We start from the raw sequence: 16278 nt of genomic DNA, 5'->3' as shown, positions 1-16278 counted from the left end.
TCCTAGATTCCGAACAAACGCTTAAAGATTCTTTCATTATAAGTCATGGCAAGCCCAAACCGCGCAAAAGCAGAAATATAGGGCTAGACCAATTCAACAAGGGCCGCAATCGGCGGCGAAAGGCCTTGAGGCGAGCGCACGCACCGCGCAACAAGCGCGGTCGCTTGCGGATTCGCGAGAACGCCTTAGCCCTGCGGGCCGTCCGCCAAATACCGGTGCCGCAAGGCATCGCGCTGGTCGTCCGCCACGCCAAGCGCAACGCGCACGTACTCATCCAAGCTTCCGTACTCCCGGTCCACCGCATCGAACGCCGCTTGCAAGAACCGAGGGTCGGCCGAGTTGAGCACTTTAAGGCTTGCATCCAGCTTGTCCGCCAAACCGTACGCGGCCAGCGCGTCCATAATGTCTTGCGAGCGCGCCTCCACGTAACGGTTCGTGGCTTCGTAGTCCTTCACGATAACGTTGCGCGGCACGCCTAGAACATGGAGCATCAGCATGGTGGCCAAACCGGCGCGATCCTTGCCGATAGTGCAGTGCCACAGCACCGCCCCCTGTTCAGCAGCTAAAACGTCTTGGAAGAACTGGGAGAACCCGCGTTGGCTTTGCTCGTCGAGCACCATGCGAGCATACACGTCCATCATCATGCCGGCCGGGTTCTTCTGAACCGCCCGCAGCGCCTTGAGGGCCGAAAGGATCCCGCCTTCGTGCGTTACCCCGAACGTGGATGCAGACAGCACCGGAGCATCGCGAAACCGCACGTCCAGCAGGGCGTCTTCGGGATCGGGATGCTCGCGGCGCTCCTCCTCGGTTCGCAGGTCCACCACCGTACGAAGATCGAACTCATCCGCAAGAACCTTCAAATCGCGCTCGGTGGCGCGCGCAAGAGCGCCCGAGCGCAGCAGGCGCGCACGCTTGACGAACCTCCCGTCAACCGAAGGGAGGCCTCCCAAGTCACGCGTGTTCGGAAGACCCTCGAACTCGATGCGCCCGTCATCTGCCCGCTCGAAGCCCTCGGCGTCCGCTATGCCAAGGGCGGGATAAAAATCGTCCGGAACGGAATCGACCATCTGCTTCCTCTCCTTTTTGCGCACGACGCCCCGGCGATTGCCGAAAGCCGCCGGGGCGTCGCATCCATTACCGTTATTGCAGGTCGAGCTTCATCAGCTTATCAAGCGTAAGCACGTAGATCTTGAAAGACTGCTTGAGCAGTTCCTCGCTGACGGCCTCGTCGGGGCCGTGCATCATGCCCACCCATTCGGGATTTTCGACCCAAGGCTTCTCGGGCCCGAAGCTAGCGCCGCTCTTGAACTCGCGGGCGTACGTCCCGCCGCCCATGGTGAACGGCTTGGCATCCTCGCCGGTTGCCTCGTTGTACGCATTGAGCAGCGCCTGGATGACCGGAGAATCCGGCTCCACCAGGAACGGCTCCATAAGCAGCGTCCTTTCGAACGTGCCGCCAATTTCGTCGGTCAGCTTGCGCAGCCGGTCGGTTATCTCATCAGCCGTAATCGACGTGGGGAAACGGCTGTCGAGCGTCTGCACGAACCGATCGTCTTCCAGCTTGATGGTGCCCCCCACAACGGTCAGCGGACCGAAGTACTCGTCCGACGTGGCAATGCCCACACCGCTGCCGTCAGTATGGTTCAGAAGCTTCTGGTCAAGCTCGAGGAAGGCGCGCTCGTCGGCGCTGCACAAGCCCTGATCCAGCAAGTAGTCCACAATAAGGCCGATAGCATTGACCCCTTCGTCAGGCATCGACGCATGGGCGCCTTTGCCGGACGCCTCCAAGCGGGCCAGGCCTTCGCCGGCTTCGCTTATGGCAATACGGTCGGTGCTCGGCAGCTCGCTTGCGCTCGCCTTCACCACGGCATGGGCTATGCCCGGCACGGCGTTGGTGGCTGCGCCGCCCTCGAACGAAACGATCACACGCGCGCATTCCTGAAGGGGCTTGCTGGATATCACGCCGTCGAAACCGCCCTTTTCGCCGTAGCACACAGGGAACTCGGCGTCGGGAGTGAACAAAAACGCCGGATCATCGTAATGCTTGTGGTAGTACGCCACATCCGCCATGCCCGATTCCTCGTTCGCGCCGAAAAGAAAACGGACGGTGTAGGGGAATTCCACACCCTGATCTTTCCAGAACTTCACGGCATGCAGCGCCACCACGCTGGGACCCTTGTCATCCAACGTGCCGCGCCCTACCAGGTAGCCCTCTTTGCGCGTGACGGCATACGGCTCGAACGTCCACCCCGGGCCCGCGGGCACGACGTCCATGTGGCCGATGATGCCGATCTGCGTTTCGCTTGCGCCGGGAAAGTCCGCGAACCCGATGTAGCCTTCTGCATCATGGGTCTCAAAACCCATGTCGGAAGCAAGTTCGAGCGCTGCGGTGAGCGCCTGCTTCGGGCCAGGGCCGAAGGGAGCGCCTTCGGCTTTCTTGTCTAGTTCCTCGAAGCTGGGAATGCGAACGAGCGTTTCGATGTCGCCGACCATCGCCTCCCAATTGTCCTCGAGGTATGCATCGATTTTTTGAGCGAGTTCCGTTTGATCCATAAAGATTCCGCCTCTCTGTCGAGTGCGCTGAAATTGGCGGCGAGGCTCGCTTGCATCGTGCCGCCAATGGCAATTGCTTCCATTATGAGCCTTGGCAAGATCCTGCGCCAGATAGACGTGCACCTGTTAACCGATTGTCGTTCGGGCAGCGGGCGCTCTGCCCGCGCGCGGCGAAAAGGGAGCGAACGGGAGCGCGACAGAGGTGCGACGGTGTGCGGAGCGAATAGCGGTGCGAACATGCCGAGTTTTTTCTCGACGGGTCGCCAAGCTTCGGGTATACTTTCATGCTGCGCCCGAGTGGCGGAATGGCAGACGCGGCGGTCTCAAAAACCGTTGTCTAACGACGTGCGAGTTCGACTCTCGCCTCGGGCACCATCTCGCTCATCAAGTACCCCGCAAGGCCCTTCGGCTTTGCGGGGTACTCGCTTTTCACGGCTTTGCGCGATCGCACGGATCCGCGAACGAGACTACCGGCGCCTGCGATGCGCGAACGCAAGCGTGCCGCAGGCGATCGCAATCACGCCCAAGATCGCGGTCGACGCAAGCGGCACAACGTCGCCGGTGCGCACGAGCGCCTTCGGATCCGCCCCGGCCCCATTCTCAGGCGACACGGGCGTCGTCGGAGACACCGGAGGCGTGGGCGGCGTGGGCTCGGGAGCCGCCTCGAGCGCCAGGCGCTTAAACACGGTTGAGCCGGAAAGCACGTCTTCGCCCAGCACGTAAAGCGCGTCATTCAGCACCGTGGCGCCGCCGTAGACCATCTTCCCTGCCGAAAAGCGCTCGCGTACCGCCTGCCATGCGCCCGTTGCCGGATCGAACACGTACGTGTCGGCACCTGCGTCATCTGCGCTGACGAGCCCCGCAAGAACAAGCCGCTCGCCCTCGGTCGCGACGCCATCGATGCTCATGCCGCTCGGAAGCACCGCCGAGGCAACGGCCCCGCTTTGAAGGCTCTCGACGGCATCCGGAACGCCCGTTGCCGTCCAAACGCCTTCGCGAAGCTGCTCGACCGAGCCAACCAGGCTACTAGGCTGGACCGATGCATTGCCTGCCGCCACCGTCAACGTTCCATCGAGCACGTGCACGGCGGGCGTCACGCGCCCGCTGCCCAGGGGAGGCAGAGCCGTTGCCTGGCCCGTTCGCACGTCGATGCGCGCGGCAAGCGTCACGGCGCTGCCATCAGGCAAGCACCCGCCGCTCAGCCACAGCGACGCCCCGTCGCATGCCACACCGCCGAACACAAGCTCAGTTCCCTGATCTGCGCAGGCTTTCAGCGACGAGCAGTCAAGCGGATCGCTCAGCGTGCAGGCAGCCGTATCGTATTGGTACAGAAGATACTTAATCGGATCGAACAGGTAAAGCACGTCGCCATGCGCCGCCATGAGAAACGGATGATCGAACACGCCGTCGAGCGCACGCTCGACCGACCACGTCTTGGCAAGCGGGTCGTACGCCAGCAAAACGAAAACCGACTGGCCCCCCTGCATCGTGACTGCTTTTTCGCTCGCTGCATATACGGTCGCGTTCGCAGATGCCACCTGCCACGAAGTCGATTGCTCAGCATCCACTATCCCTAAATCTTGAAAATTAGGAGCAGGCAGATCTTCATAGTAGGCCGGAGGCTGCTCTTGCCCCACAAGAAGAAGATGCCTTCCCGATGCGCCGTCGGCACGCACCACCTGCACGTAGCGCATCTTCGCCTCAAGCTGTTCGGGCAGCGCGACGGTAATGCCCTGATCGCCCCACGCCGTCACGGCAAGCTCTTCGCCATCAAGGAGAACGCGCCCTTCAGCATCACCGAACCAACTCCCTCGGATGGTCGCCGTAGCGTGAGCAGCTGCGGCTTCACGCGCGGCGGGCTCGAGCGCATCCACAACGGGGTACGGATCGGTTGCCGCGCGCACAAGGTCAAGCTTGCCGTCCGAGGTGCAAGTACCGGCAAGCTCCGTGGTGCGCTCGACGCCGCCCAGCACGCGAGCGCGCAGCGTCGATGCATCCTCATCGGGAAACTTCCCCGCTAGCAAAGCGAGGGCGCCGCTCACCACCGGAGCGGCCATCGAAGTTCCGCTCAAATTGTTGTACGGAATGATCGAAGTTATCAGCGAGACGCTATCGATGTTGAACAGGAGGTCGGACCCCTCGTCGAACGGCACCAGGTTGCGCGTGATCTTGACGGACAGATTCTTCCAATCAATCGATTCGCGCGCCTCGTCAGGTATGCGAGCTACGAAGGTCGACCATGAGTTATAGGAAGCGATCAGTTCTTCGCCCGGAGACAGTTCGATCCAAGGGTTGTCCGGATCAGTCGACGACAGGTACACGTGCAGAATGCGCGCGGAGCCGGACGCGATCGAATCAGTCACCTTCGCGTCAAACGCCAGATAGTGCGCGTCCTCGAACGACGCGCCCGCCGTTTGATCCGCCCATGCCCCATCGGCGGGGGTCAGCACGACACTTGCCTCTTGGCCTGCCTTCGCGGCAGGCACGCTCCATTGCAGGCTGTGCCCCGATGCGGCGGACCCGGCCCATACCTCATCAGTGCGCACGACCGACGTCGGTGCGCTTCCGGCTACGTCGAACGTGAAGAGGCCGTCAAGCTTCTCGAAATCGTCTTGCAAGACAATGAGGTCTTTATCCTCGAGATCGGCCATTCCTTGGCCTACCGGCACGGTTGACAAGATAGCGTCGCCAGGTGCTGCAAGATCGGTCGTCGCCGCACCGTACGACGAAAAGGCTGCGAGCGCACCTTGGCGGTCAACGGCGTTCACAGCAATGACGCCCTCCGAAGAACCACCGGAAGGATTGCCGGGCGATCGGTCGTTATCGAGAGATTCGTTCCCCGATGCGCACACCGACAAGACATTAGCGCTGCGATACGCATCATCCATCACGCTGTCAAGAATACCGCTGACGCCCATACCTCCCCAGGAATCGTTCGCAGCCACGACCGGCACGCCGCCGCGCGCCGCCCGCTTCAAGTAGTCATAGGCGCCTATCTGGGCCGAAGAGGGAAGTTGCCCCGCTGCATTAGCGATGCGAAGCGCCATGATTCGGACATTGGGCGCCACTCCGGAACCGCCTTCGGCGTTATTGTTCGCAGCCGCAACGATGCCCGCCACATGCGTGCCATGCCCGTCGACATCCATGGGATCGTCGACGTTGTCGCCGAAGTTGTAGCCGGCGCTTCCCTTCTCGCCGGGCAAGCCGATGTCTCCGGGGTTGCTCCACATGACGTCCTGAAGATCGGGGTTCGTGTAGTCCACGCCCGTATCGACCACGGCAACCACAACGCTCTTCAACTCGGACGACTTTTCGGGAATGCCCAGCTTCTGCCACAGCGTCCGCGCATTGGAACCTCCCGGCGCCTCGGAGGTGGAAGACAGCTGCCACTGCTGGTCAAGCAGCGGGTCGTTGGTCGCGGCCTCGGCAGAGTCGGCGGCGCGCGCTGCGCCGGCGGAAGGCTCCGGTCGGACGGAAGGCGCGCTTTCGGGGTCCCTGATCGTGCGCACGTAATCGGGCTCGGCGGCCACCACTCCCGGAGTCCCCGCCAACTGACGCAGGAGATCCTCGGTCGTCATGGTATCGGACTGAATAAGAATCACCTGATCGGCAGGCGTTTCGCTTTCCGACAGCATGCGCGCCGCGGGCTCGTAGGCGCCTGATTCGTACGTGAACAGCGACTCCGCCGACCAAGAAGCAGCATCGTTCGAGTAGTTCGAGCGCGGAGCAACGGGAGCGAACTCGCTTGTTACACGAGCGAGCACGCGCCCAGGCGCATAATCGCCCGCCTGCAGCAGGTCGTCGATCGAACGCGCTTCGCTGCCGATGCCGACCATCGGGTTATCGCTCGGCGCTGAAGGGGGATCGGCAAACGCGGGGACCGCCGAACATGCAAGCACTGCGGCCAAAACGAGCGAAAAAAGTCGTCTCATGTGGTCCATCCCTCTGTGAAAGGCGAAGTCGGATGGTGCCATAGTAGCAAGAAGACCCCGCACGCGTAAGGCAAGCGCGCAGGCAATGTGCGAATATACCCCGATCGGCGCATATTTGAAGCAGACGAAGCAGGCGCGTCATCGCCTAAGCAGCTCGGCAGCGGCATCGGGATCCTGCGGGCTTGCCTATCGACGCCACGCGAAACGAGCCGCTTCTGCAAAGGAGCAAGCAGAAGCGGCCGTATATGGGAAAGCAATGTATGAATCAACCCTCTTGATAGCGAACGAATGTTTCACGTGAAACATTCGGGCGCGCAAGGTGAAGGAACTGGGAGCTAGGCGCGCGCTTCCCCGCCCTTCTTGCGAGCCGGAACCTGCTGGCCGGTAGCGGCCATGCGTTCCTCGTGCGTCATCGCAGCCAAATCGTGCACGCGAGCTACGTCCACGCCCAGCGCGTCGGCCAGACGGTCGCCGTACTCGGGATCGGCCTTGTAGCAGTGGGCCGCATGGCGCAAGCGAATGTTCTCGGTCACGCCGTTCATGTCGGCCGCCGTGTTCGCGATCAGCACGGCGCGCTGCGGCTCTTCCATCAGGCGATACAAGTCTCCCGGCTGATAGAAGGTGTCGTCGGTCGGGTCGTCCGCCGGATCCCATGCATCCATCGGCCCGAACAGGTCCATCGGCGGCTCGGCCGCGTCCGCCTGCTGCTGCCATTGGCCGTAACTGTTAGGCTCGTAGCCAATCGTGCTGCCGAAGTTGCCGTCCGTGCGCATGGCTCCATCGCGGTGGAACTCGGCATAGGGGCAGCGCGGCTTGTTCACCGGAATGTGGTTGTGGTTGACGCCCAGGCGGTAGCGCTGCGCGTCGCCGTATGCGAACAGGCGGCCCTGCAGCAGCTTGTCGGGCGACAGTCCAATGCCCGGCACCAAGTGCGTCGGCGCGAACGCGGCTTGCTCCACCTCGGCGAAGTAGTTCTGCGGGTTGCGATTCAGCTCGAGCGTGCCCACTTCGATAAGCGGGAATTCCTTCTGGCTCCACGTCTTCGTGATGTCGAACGGGTTCTCCTTGTAGTTCTTCGCCGTAGCTTCGTCCATGATCTGAACGCAGAAGCGCCAGCTGGGGAACTCGCCGCGCTCGATAGCGCCGAACAGGTCGCGCTGGTGGCTTTCGCGGTCGCCTGCGATAATTTGGCCGGCTTCTTCGTTGGTGAGGTTCTTGATGCCTTGGTTGGTCTTGAGGTGGAACTTCACCCACACACGCTGATTTTCCTCATTGATCAGGCTGAACGTATGACTGCCGAAACCGTGCATGTGGCGGTAGCTGGCCGGGATGCCGCGATCCGACATGACGATGGTCACCTGGTGCAGCGCTTCGGGCAAGCTGGACCAGAAATCCCAGTTGCTTTGGGCGGAGTGCATGTTGGTGTGCGGGTCGCGCTTCACCACGTGGTTGAGGTCGATGAACTTCTTAGGATCGCGCAGGAAGAACACCGGGGTGTTGTTGCCTACGAGATCCCAGTTGCCGTCGGGCGTGTAGAACTTCATGGCGAAGCCGCGAATATCGCGTTCGGCATCGGCCGCGCCGCGCTCGCCCGCCACTGTCGAGAAGCGCACGAACACCTCGGTTTCGGCTCCGGGCTGGAACACCTTCGCCTTCGTGTAGCGCGTGATGTCGCCGGTCACCTTGAACGTGCCGTACGCGCCCGACCCCTTCGCGTGCATGCGCCTCTCGGGGATAACCTCGCGATCGAAGTGCGCCAACTTCTCGATCATCCAGTTGTCCTGGAGCATCATGGGGCCGCGCTCTCCTGCGGTCAGCGTGTGGTTGTTGTCGGCGACGGGGTTTCCGACTTCGTTGGTAAGCCTGGTGGTATCGAACTGGTCGGTCATGGGAGGGCTCCTTCTTTTCTGGTTGAGAATCGCCTGTCTTGTTGCGACGATCTTACCAGGGTAGGAAGGATTGTTGCCCCTTAATGAGACAAATTCTTATTTACAACACAGTATCGAATTATGTACACCTGCGTACTGGCGAGCTACTTCCCTGCAGAAGGGTCCCCGCACATGCCCAGAAACAGCACCGCCCCTTGCTTGGATTTGATCTCGTACAAAAACGGGCGATCCAGGTTGAAATCCAGTTCGCCCACAACCGCAGGATCCGGAAGGGCTGACATGGCCATGATGTCGACCTTGGTGTACGCGCTGGCTTCGACGCCGTTTTCGTCAAGCCCGATGTGGCCCTCCTGCGCCACGCTTGATACGTACGCCGGGATGTCGGTAAGGTTCGAGAAATCCGCCTGATCGCTGAAAGCCCTGTTCACGCCAAGCTTTTTCAGCGATGAAACCAAGTCGTACGAGCTGTCGAAACTAAACTTCGGAACATGGTACGTTACGAACGCTTCTCCAGTCGAATCAGCCGTGAACGCCTCTTCGAGCGCGGCGGCATCGGCCAGCAAATCCCGAGCATGCACGCCCTGCGCCGGGAGCACGAACGTCATCTGGCTTCCGTCCGCAAAGCCCAAGCTTGCGCGCGTGTACGTATCGGTCGCGCGAATCTCCTGAGGTCCGTCAAGCCGTTGAACCATGAAATCCGCCGTCACTTTTCCGGTTTCGGCGTTGAACGTTTCGGGGGAAACGGATTCGGCATCGAATGCCCTTGACCACTCGCTTTTGAAATACACAGTGTTGATCAGGGAAATCAGCTGCTGACTCTCGCTTTTGAACTGCGGAGCCAGCGTTCCCTCGGTGTTATCGGCAACCCATTGCCCCATCGCCTTGTCCGCTTCGGGGGTGCCGAAATCCGTCTGGAACAACGATGCGTAGAATTGATCGCGCATGACGTCGACGAACCCTTGGTTGAATTCGGCGTCGGGGCTCATCCATACGGAGTTGGCCAGCTTGACGTTCGAGTATTGATCGGCGGCAAGCAGACGCAGCAAATTACCGCACTGCTGCGCGGTAACGTCGACGTTGTCCGCACCGAGCAAGGCCGCGATCTCGTCCTGCGTGCTGCCTGCGGCTCCCATTTGCGTCATCGCCAGAGCGTAGTAAAGGCTTGCGGGCGAGTAGTTCTCGTTTGCTTCGGACGCCTCCGCAAACACGGCAGGTGCGCTCCGGTAGGAGAACGTGCTCAAGTTATCGAGGAACGCCTGGTCAAGTTTGTTGTCTTCGAGAACTTTACTCTGAGCTTCATAGTCGTCGGCAGCGGGTTTTTGCGGAAGAGCGGCTTGCAGCACCGTTGCCACGCCGTCGTACGAAGACACAACGCCGCCGTTCGAGTTCGAGCATGCCGCCAAGACCGCGCCTGTTGTCAAAACCAACGCAAGCGCGCATGCGCCCTTGCGAAACAGCCTGTCATCCATCATGCAACCTCCTCGTATGCGAATTTCACGCGCGACATGTCGATGACCTGGGCGCATGGATTCCACCCTGCACCGTGCGCCCTTGAGGGGGCGGCGTATCGTCGCCTTGAACCATAACACGATCGTGCATCGAACTATGTCGGCGTTCGGCCAAAGAAATGCATCTGGGGTTTCGACCGCCACGATGGACGCAAGCGGGCGGGGACGGGGACGAGGGCGGGCAGCGGACGCGCACCCAGCAGTTTCGCAGCGTCGCCAAGCTTCTTGGGACGGGGACGAGGGTGGGCAGCGGACGCGCACCTGTTCGCAAAAAAGCAGCCGCGCACGACCTGCGTGCGCGGCTGCCCAGCGAAGAAGATCTGGAAAAGCAGACCTTTTCGCTGAAGGGAGGGAGGAGGGTAATTAGCTCTGAATATACGAAGCGGCACTCTGCCCGCCGATGCGCCCCCAGGTAAAGCAATTGGAAAGCGTGAATCCCATGTAGGCGGAATTGCAGCTTGCCTCGCCACCTACGAACAATCCGGGAATAATCTGTCCGTCAGCACGCAGGACCTCGGCTTTTTCGCTTCGAGCAACGCCGCCATACGTAATGATTTCGCACGGAACCACGGGAACAGCCACATACGGCGCAACCAGCTTAGTCGTGGGGAAGCCGCCAAACTCCTTGTCTACGCCAGCGTCAACCGCGGCATTGTATGCATCGATCGTAGCGGCAAGGGCGATCGGATCGACGCCCATGCTCTTCGCAAGCTCTGCGGCATCGGAGCCCTTCACGTACTCAAGACCTTCGCCGCGAACCACCTTGCCACCAGCAGCTGCAACCGTGGCCTCGTCGGATATCTCCCACACATACCCCGCACCGTCACGATGCATCTTGTCGAAAATAGGGCTGTTGAGATCTTGGCTCATGTACCCCTTGCTGGTCTCGTCAACAAATCGATTGCCGTCGGAGCCAACTAAAATCATGTTCGGGAGATTCGTGAACCCATTCAAGTTCGCACTGGCCGAGGTTCCCTCGTGTTCGCTCATGATGGTGTAATCCTTGAGGATGCACATCATGTGGTTTATGTGCGACAGAAGCGCCCCGGAATTTGATGCCGCCACCAAGCCATCGCCTTCGCAGTTAGGATGCCCTATGCCGAAAGTACCGGCTTTTTCGGGATCGAACCGAGCAGCCAGCTCGGCATTGTGGGCAAACCCGCCCGTTGCCAGCATAACCGCCTTTGCCTTGATGCGCCGCTGCTTGCCCTTGGACTCCACAACCGCGCCTTCAACGCGCCCTTCGGCATCCAGAAGCACTTCCACCAGCTTCGTGCCCTTCTCAACCTGCACGCCCAAATCGTCAAGACAAGCCGAGAAGGCAATCGCGAAACCGCCGCCCGCGCCGTCCACGTTATGCATCATCTGCAACGGCCCGTAGTAAATGTCTATCCTGTCAAGGAAAGAGACGCCCACACGATCTGCCAACCAGTCGATAGTCTTACCGCAATTCTCGACGGTGATTTTGGTCAACGCGGGATCCAGGCGATACGACGCATTGTTCATCAGGTTCGCGTACATCTGGTCAAACGTCAACTCGATGCCTTGTTCTTTCTGAAACTTGGTATCGTAGCCAGCGATCATGCCTTGAGACATGGCCGTAGTGCCGCCGATCATATCGCCCTTTTCAATAACAAGAACGTTTTCTGCTCCGTTGTCCTTCGCCTCTACCGCACACGCCAACCCACACCCGCCGGCACCGCACACCAAAAGATCAACCTCCTGATCCCAGGCAGCCGACGTGCTGGAGCCTCCTTGATCCGCCTGCGGAGCGCAGCCGGCCAATGCCCCCAAAGCCAAAACCGCGCTTCCAACGGCGGCGCTTCCAATGAAACTGCGTCGTGAAATCCCCTGCTGCATGATGCCCTCCATTCCGATCAAGACCGAGCGAGAAGCACTTCGTCTGCAAACCGCCGTCCTGACCACACCAATTCGTCTGTCGAAAACAAGCTCGCACAGCCCTTCGACAAACTCAGGTTAAAGTGCCCTCGAAGCCCGCACATCTCCCATTCTGGGTCGAATCCGCCGCTCAGCCCCTCCCTCATTTTGGGTTGAATACGCCCTCGCCCAACCTTTTCGGCCAAAACAGGGTTGGCACGAGCTCGATCCTGTCGCACAATGAATCGCGATCCAACAACACGACCAGGGAGGGGAGCGGTTGATGGACGACGTGCGTTCTAAACAGCGCCACCTTCTTGTCATGTGGTGCACCCTTGGATTCTCGGCATTCAAAGCGGCCCAATCGGTCCTGTATTCAACGGCCGTGCTAACGTCCGACACAACCACTGTGCTTATTGCCGGCTTTGATTTCAGCGTTGCGTCGGCCCTGTTCGTGCTGCTGGCCGATACCCTCATCGTCATAGCTGCGCTGCGCGGGCGGCTGCCCGCAATGTCCGTGCCGATCGTTGTTCCCTCGGCGATTCTCGCAGCCGCAGCTTGCTTTTCGTTTGCCGGTGGTTTTTCCACGATGGATCCAGCGGTCTCTCTTCTGGTTCTTGCGCTGGCCCAAGGGATCTCCACCGCCATGCTGACCCTGGCCTGGGTAGAACTGTTCACCACCATGAAACCCGCCGACAGCATGAAGGCGCTTGCTTTCGCCATGCTGCTTGCATCTTTGGTTTCCTACGCTCTCCGGCACGCCCCCTCCCCTGTCATCCTGATCGCCGTTCTGGTTTTGCTGCTAGCAAACGTGGCCCTTTGCCGAAAGGCGAAATGCGAAGCGAACGCGGTGCCGCAAAACGAGCCTTCCCGCGGATCGGCGTCGCAGCTTGGAACCAACGCGACGCGCTCGTACCTGAAGGGATTTCTCTCGATCGGGGAGGGATTGCTGTCGCTCTTGGTGCTGGGATGCACCGTCGGAATCATCAACGGGTTCATGGTTGTGCAACATTACAACTTCGAAGGATCGTCCCTTGCCTCCTCCTTGGGAGTCATCGCCGCATCGGTCGCTTTCTTTGTCATGGCGTACGGATTCCCCAAGACGTTCAGCGCGTCGCGCGCGTACCGCGCGCTCTTCCCTCTTCTGACCGGAGTGCTGATTGTGTGGCCGTTCGCGAACTTCCAATACGGCTACTTCGTAAGCGCCGCGTTCGTAGCCGGCCATAGCCTGATATCGACGAGCGTCATGTTCCTGATCGTCCGCGAGTCTCACGAAAGCCGGTTGAACCCGTACGTGTTTATGGGAACGTCGGTCGTGCTTATTCGACTGGCATCGATGCTGGGGATCGTGGGCGGCTCGGCCATAGCGGGACTGGACATAAACCCGCCGTTCAAGACCATGCTCGTGTTTTGCATCGCCGTATACCTCCTTTCCCTTGCGCTGTTGTTCATGCTGCGCATCAGAAAACGCTCCGCCACAACGACCAGCAGCAACGATGCGGAAGGAAGCGCACCTTCTTCTACCGAGAACGGCTCGTTTTGCGCGACGGGACAAGAGATTTCCGTTCGATGCAAGCTAACGGATAGAGAGTCGGAAATACTGCTGCTACTTGCTCGCGGAAGAAGCAGCACGTACATCGGCGAGGCTCTGTACTTGTCCCCCAACACCGTTCGCGGACATATCAAGAACATCTATGCAAAACTGGAAGTGCACTCGAAGCAGGAGATCATCGACCTGTTCACCGATCAAGCGGAGTGAGTCCATCCCCGCGCGGACGCGGGCGGGACGGCGGATATAGAGCGGGGTGGTAGTTGCGGGCCGCCTCGCAGCGGCCGCGCTGCGGAAGCGCGAATCGGGACCCCCTGTGACAATTTCACGAGCGCAAGAAGCCGCCAATCGGCTGCATCCCAAAACGCGGCCATGCCTTTTGCCGACAAGGCGCTGCCGCAACCTGCCCGCGGAAGGCTCGAAAATGGCAGAGATTCCGAGGTTTGTGGCTTTTCGTGCGCGACGGCGCGCACAAAAAGGGAAGATAAAATCTGCGACCAGGCATTATGCGATTACTTGTTCGCTATAGATGGAATTTCTCGCGTTCAGGAGCCGCAAACCCCCCAATCTCTGCCAAAAAGCGTATGTCCGCTGTTAAAACGCGGCTTTTCCACGTCTAAAATTGTCACAGGTCCCGATTCGCGCCCAGATTTTTTTTGGGGGGCTCACCACGAGGTGCGCGATCCACGCGGGAGGGCGACGCCGCCGCACGCCACGCACGCGATCCGCAACCTGCGCGAACCCCGCGCGCGCCGCGCACCCCGCGCATCCCGCGACCTGCACGCAACTCGCACCCCCCCCCACGCACCCCGCAACCTGCGCGCCCCGCACGCCAAGAGCGCCATGCCCGGCGCACGCAAAACGGGCCCCTCGAAAGGGGCCCGTCGGCATGTTCTATGCGGCGAAACTTACAGCGAGAAATCCTCGTCGCCGTTGAAGACGTCGAGCGCGTCCTCCACGGAGTAGTCGGCCAGCGTGATGGCGCTGATGGCCTTCGTCAAACGCACGGCCTCCGCCAGCGAGCGCTGGTGGATGTTGCGGCCGGTCGCGTTGCCGCAGGCACCGCCGATGTGAATCTGGTCGTGCAGCTGGGTCAGGAACGTCTCGGCGTCAACCGTCGAACCGCCCGCGCACACAAGGCCCGTGCGGCCGGCAGCCATGGCGGCAACCTTCAGAGCCTCGGCCGGAGTGCGGCCGTCTTCGGGCTTCGGCGGGTTCACCTTGACGAAATCGGCACCCAGGCACAGCGCCACGCCAGCGGCGCCGGCGATCAGATCCGGGTCCTTCTCTGCCGCGACGGCCTTGCCGCGCGGATAGATCCACAGCACTACCAGCATGCCGTTTGCGTGAGCCTGGGCGATCAGCTCGCCAGCCTCGGCCATCATGGTGGACTCGTACTCGCTGCCCAGGTACAGCGTGTAACCCAGACCCACGATGTTCACGCCAGCTTCGCGCATAGCCAGCACAGCATCCAGATCATGCAGCTGCGGCGAATAGGGATCGTCCTGCTTCACGCCAACGAGGTTGGTCTTGGAGTTCATCTTCACCAGGTAGTTGATCTCCGGATAATCGGCAGCATACTGCGCGATCAGGCCGCGCTGGCCAGCCAGCACGCCGCACACGCCCTGACGACCGATCTCGAAGAGGTGCTCCGGCTGAGCGTCGGCGATGTCGATGCCCTCGCCGTAGAAGTCGGCATTCAGATGCTCGACCTTCTGATCGCACGCGAACAGCATGAGACGACCCGTGCCACGGGTAGCCTTCATGTAGTTCTCAATGTACTCGTCACGGGATTCCGGCATGACGTCAGCCGGAACTCTCACCTGGTCACGAGTGATTTTGGGCATGATTTCCTCCTTATAGGATCCTTATTCGGGAAGGCGGTGCGCGAATTCCTGCGCTTAGGCCTTATCGATACCGCCATTCTAGCGAAAAAGAAAAGCCGCCCGCCCCTATTCATGGAAAAACCCCTGAACATTTGGACGAGCGGCGAAGCAATGCAACCGCGGGCAAACAGCGGACCGCCGATGCGCTAAAACCATTCCTTCTTATTGAGGACGTAGATCTGCTCGAACTGAGATTGCGACTTCGTCAAGTAAATGATGCCCTCGATGATAGCGATGACCCAGATCACCCAGCACGCAAGCGACAGCGTAAGGATTCCGCCCAAGATAGAAACTCCCAGCATGACGAAACCGGAAGTGTTGTACCCCAAGTAGAACTTGTGAATGCCCAACCATCCCAAGAAGATGGCCAGCAAACCGGCAGCCACATGATCCTTCGTAGCCACAACAGGCTGCGCGTACGGCTGCTGGTAGTACGGCTGCTGATACCCGTAATAGGGCTGCTGCGGCGGCACGGCGCCAGGACCGGCATGCGGCGTCTGGGGCGCAGCGTAACCAGGCTGCTGAGATGAGGACCCGCCATAAGAACCGCTCGCAGGCACCTGCGGTGCGGTTTGCGGTGCGCCGTAAGAAGGCTGCTGTGCGGGGACCCCGTACGGGGGGACCTGCGCACTCGAATACGGAACCCACTGGGGATTCTCGGACGCCGGGGACGCGGGAGGCTCCGGAGCAGACGGGGCGCTCTCCTGCTCGGCCGTCCCCATCGGCTCGACCGGCTCGGCTTCCTGGATCGTCTCGACTTCCTCAACTAAGACCGCGGATTCGTCGTCGGCCGAAGCGGTCGAGGCATCATCTGGGACGCAGGCCGAAGCCTCCACTGCAACCACGTCCACGACCTTGTCAACTTCGGCTTCCTGCTCAACAGGCTCTTCAACAGACGCCTCGGCGGCATCGAGCCCATCCGCCTTCTTCTCGTCGTTCGCTTCGGCAGCCAGCCGCGCTTTTGCCGCCTCAAGTTTTTCCTGGGCCGCCTTCAACTCGGCTTCCGCAGCAGCAACCGCGTCCTCGGCGCTGTTCAAAGGTTTTTTCTTGGTCATAGCGACCTCTTTCGTCCTGCGTTTCAAC

At 60.7% G+C, this 16278-nt stretch carries 9 protein-coding genes and 1 tRNA gene; 2 read left to right on the top strand and 8 right to left on the bottom strand.

Annotated features, from left to right (window positions below; translation table 11 throughout):
- Positions 1 to 185 precede the first annotated feature (185 nt).
- Both ACTQZK_RS05200 and ACTQZK_RS05195 read right to left on the bottom strand, forming a co-directional pair.
- Positions 186 to 1067 carry a tyrosine-protein phosphatase gene (locus ACTQZK_RS05200; protein ID WP_114566436.1) on the bottom strand — a complete coding sequence of 294 codons (882 nt, stop codon included), beginning with the start codon at positions 1065 to 1067 and terminating at the stop codon, positions 186 to 188.
- A gap of 73 nt (positions 1068 to 1140) precedes the next feature.
- Entirely contained in the window at positions 1141 to 2553 is a 1413-nt protein-coding gene (locus ACTQZK_RS05195) for a Sapep family Mn(2+)-dependent dipeptidase (protein ID WP_216529822.1), read from the bottom strand.
- Between the two features lie 291 nt (positions 2554 to 2844).
- Between ACTQZK_RS05195 and ACTQZK_RS05190 the strand changes: the two genes are divergently transcribed.
- A tRNA-Leu gene (locus ACTQZK_RS05190) sits at positions 2845 to 2928 on the top strand.
- A 92-nt stretch (positions 2929 to 3020) separates the two neighbouring features.
- On the opposite strand, the gene ACTQZK_RS05185 is transcribed toward ACTQZK_RS05190, so the two are convergent.
- The 4 genes from ACTQZK_RS05185 to ACTQZK_RS05170 form a co-directional block, all read right to left on the bottom strand.
- The gene (locus ACTQZK_RS05185; RefSeq protein WP_418831264.1) at positions 3021 to 6485 is read right to left on the bottom strand and encodes a S8 family serine peptidase; all 3465 of its coding nucleotides are present in this window, start codon (positions 6483 to 6485) and stop codon (positions 3021 to 3023) included.
- Positions 6486 to 6820: 335 nt separating this feature from the next.
- A complete protein-coding gene (locus ACTQZK_RS05180) occupies positions 6821 to 8374 on the bottom strand; it encodes a catalase (protein WP_441898735.1) in 1554 nt (517 codons plus the stop codon).
- Positions 8375 to 8517: 143 nt separating this feature from the next.
- A complete protein-coding gene (locus tag ACTQZK_RS05175; protein ID WP_216529825.1) occupies positions 8518 to 9846 on the bottom strand; it encodes a serpin family protein in 1329 nt (442 codons plus the stop codon).
- Positions 9847 to 10245: 399 nt separating this feature from the next.
- The gene (locus ACTQZK_RS05170; protein ID WP_216529826.1) at positions 10246 to 11742 is read right to left on the bottom strand and encodes an FAD-dependent oxidoreductase; all 1497 of its coding nucleotides are present in this window, start codon (positions 11740 to 11742) and stop codon (positions 10246 to 10248) included.
- A 301-nt stretch (positions 11743 to 12043) separates the two neighbouring features.
- Here ACTQZK_RS05170 and ACTQZK_RS05165 point away from each other — a divergent pair, with 301 nt between their 5' ends.
- Complete coding sequence (locus tag ACTQZK_RS05165; protein ID WP_441898733.1) at positions 12044 to 13519, top strand: response regulator transcription factor; 1476 nt, start codon at positions 12044 to 12046, stop codon at positions 13517 to 13519.
- A gap of 698 nt (positions 13520 to 14217) precedes the next feature.
- Here the strand turns inward: ACTQZK_RS05165 and ACTQZK_RS05160 are convergent.
- Together ACTQZK_RS05160 and ACTQZK_RS05155 are read right to left on the bottom strand one after the other, a co-directional pair.
- Positions 14218 to 15156 (bottom strand): aldolase, encoded by a 939-nt coding sequence (locus ACTQZK_RS05160; RefSeq protein WP_114566431.1) that lies wholly within the window; start codon positions 15154 to 15156, stop codon positions 14218 to 14220.
- A 185-nt stretch (positions 15157 to 15341) separates the two neighbouring features.
- Entirely contained in the window at positions 15342 to 16250 is a 909-nt protein-coding gene (locus ACTQZK_RS05155) for a TM2 domain-containing protein (RefSeq protein WP_114566430.1), read from the bottom strand.
- Positions 16251 to 16278: the final 28 nt, after the last annotated feature.

It is taken from the genome of Paraeggerthella sp. LCP19S3_G8 (genome assembly GCF_052119225.1).
Lineage (GTDB): Bacteria > Actinomycetota > Coriobacteriia > Coriobacteriales > Eggerthellaceae > Paraeggerthella > Paraeggerthella hominis.
Note: the sequence above shows the minus strand (reverse complement) of the source record. Positions and strands in the feature narration are given on the sequence as shown.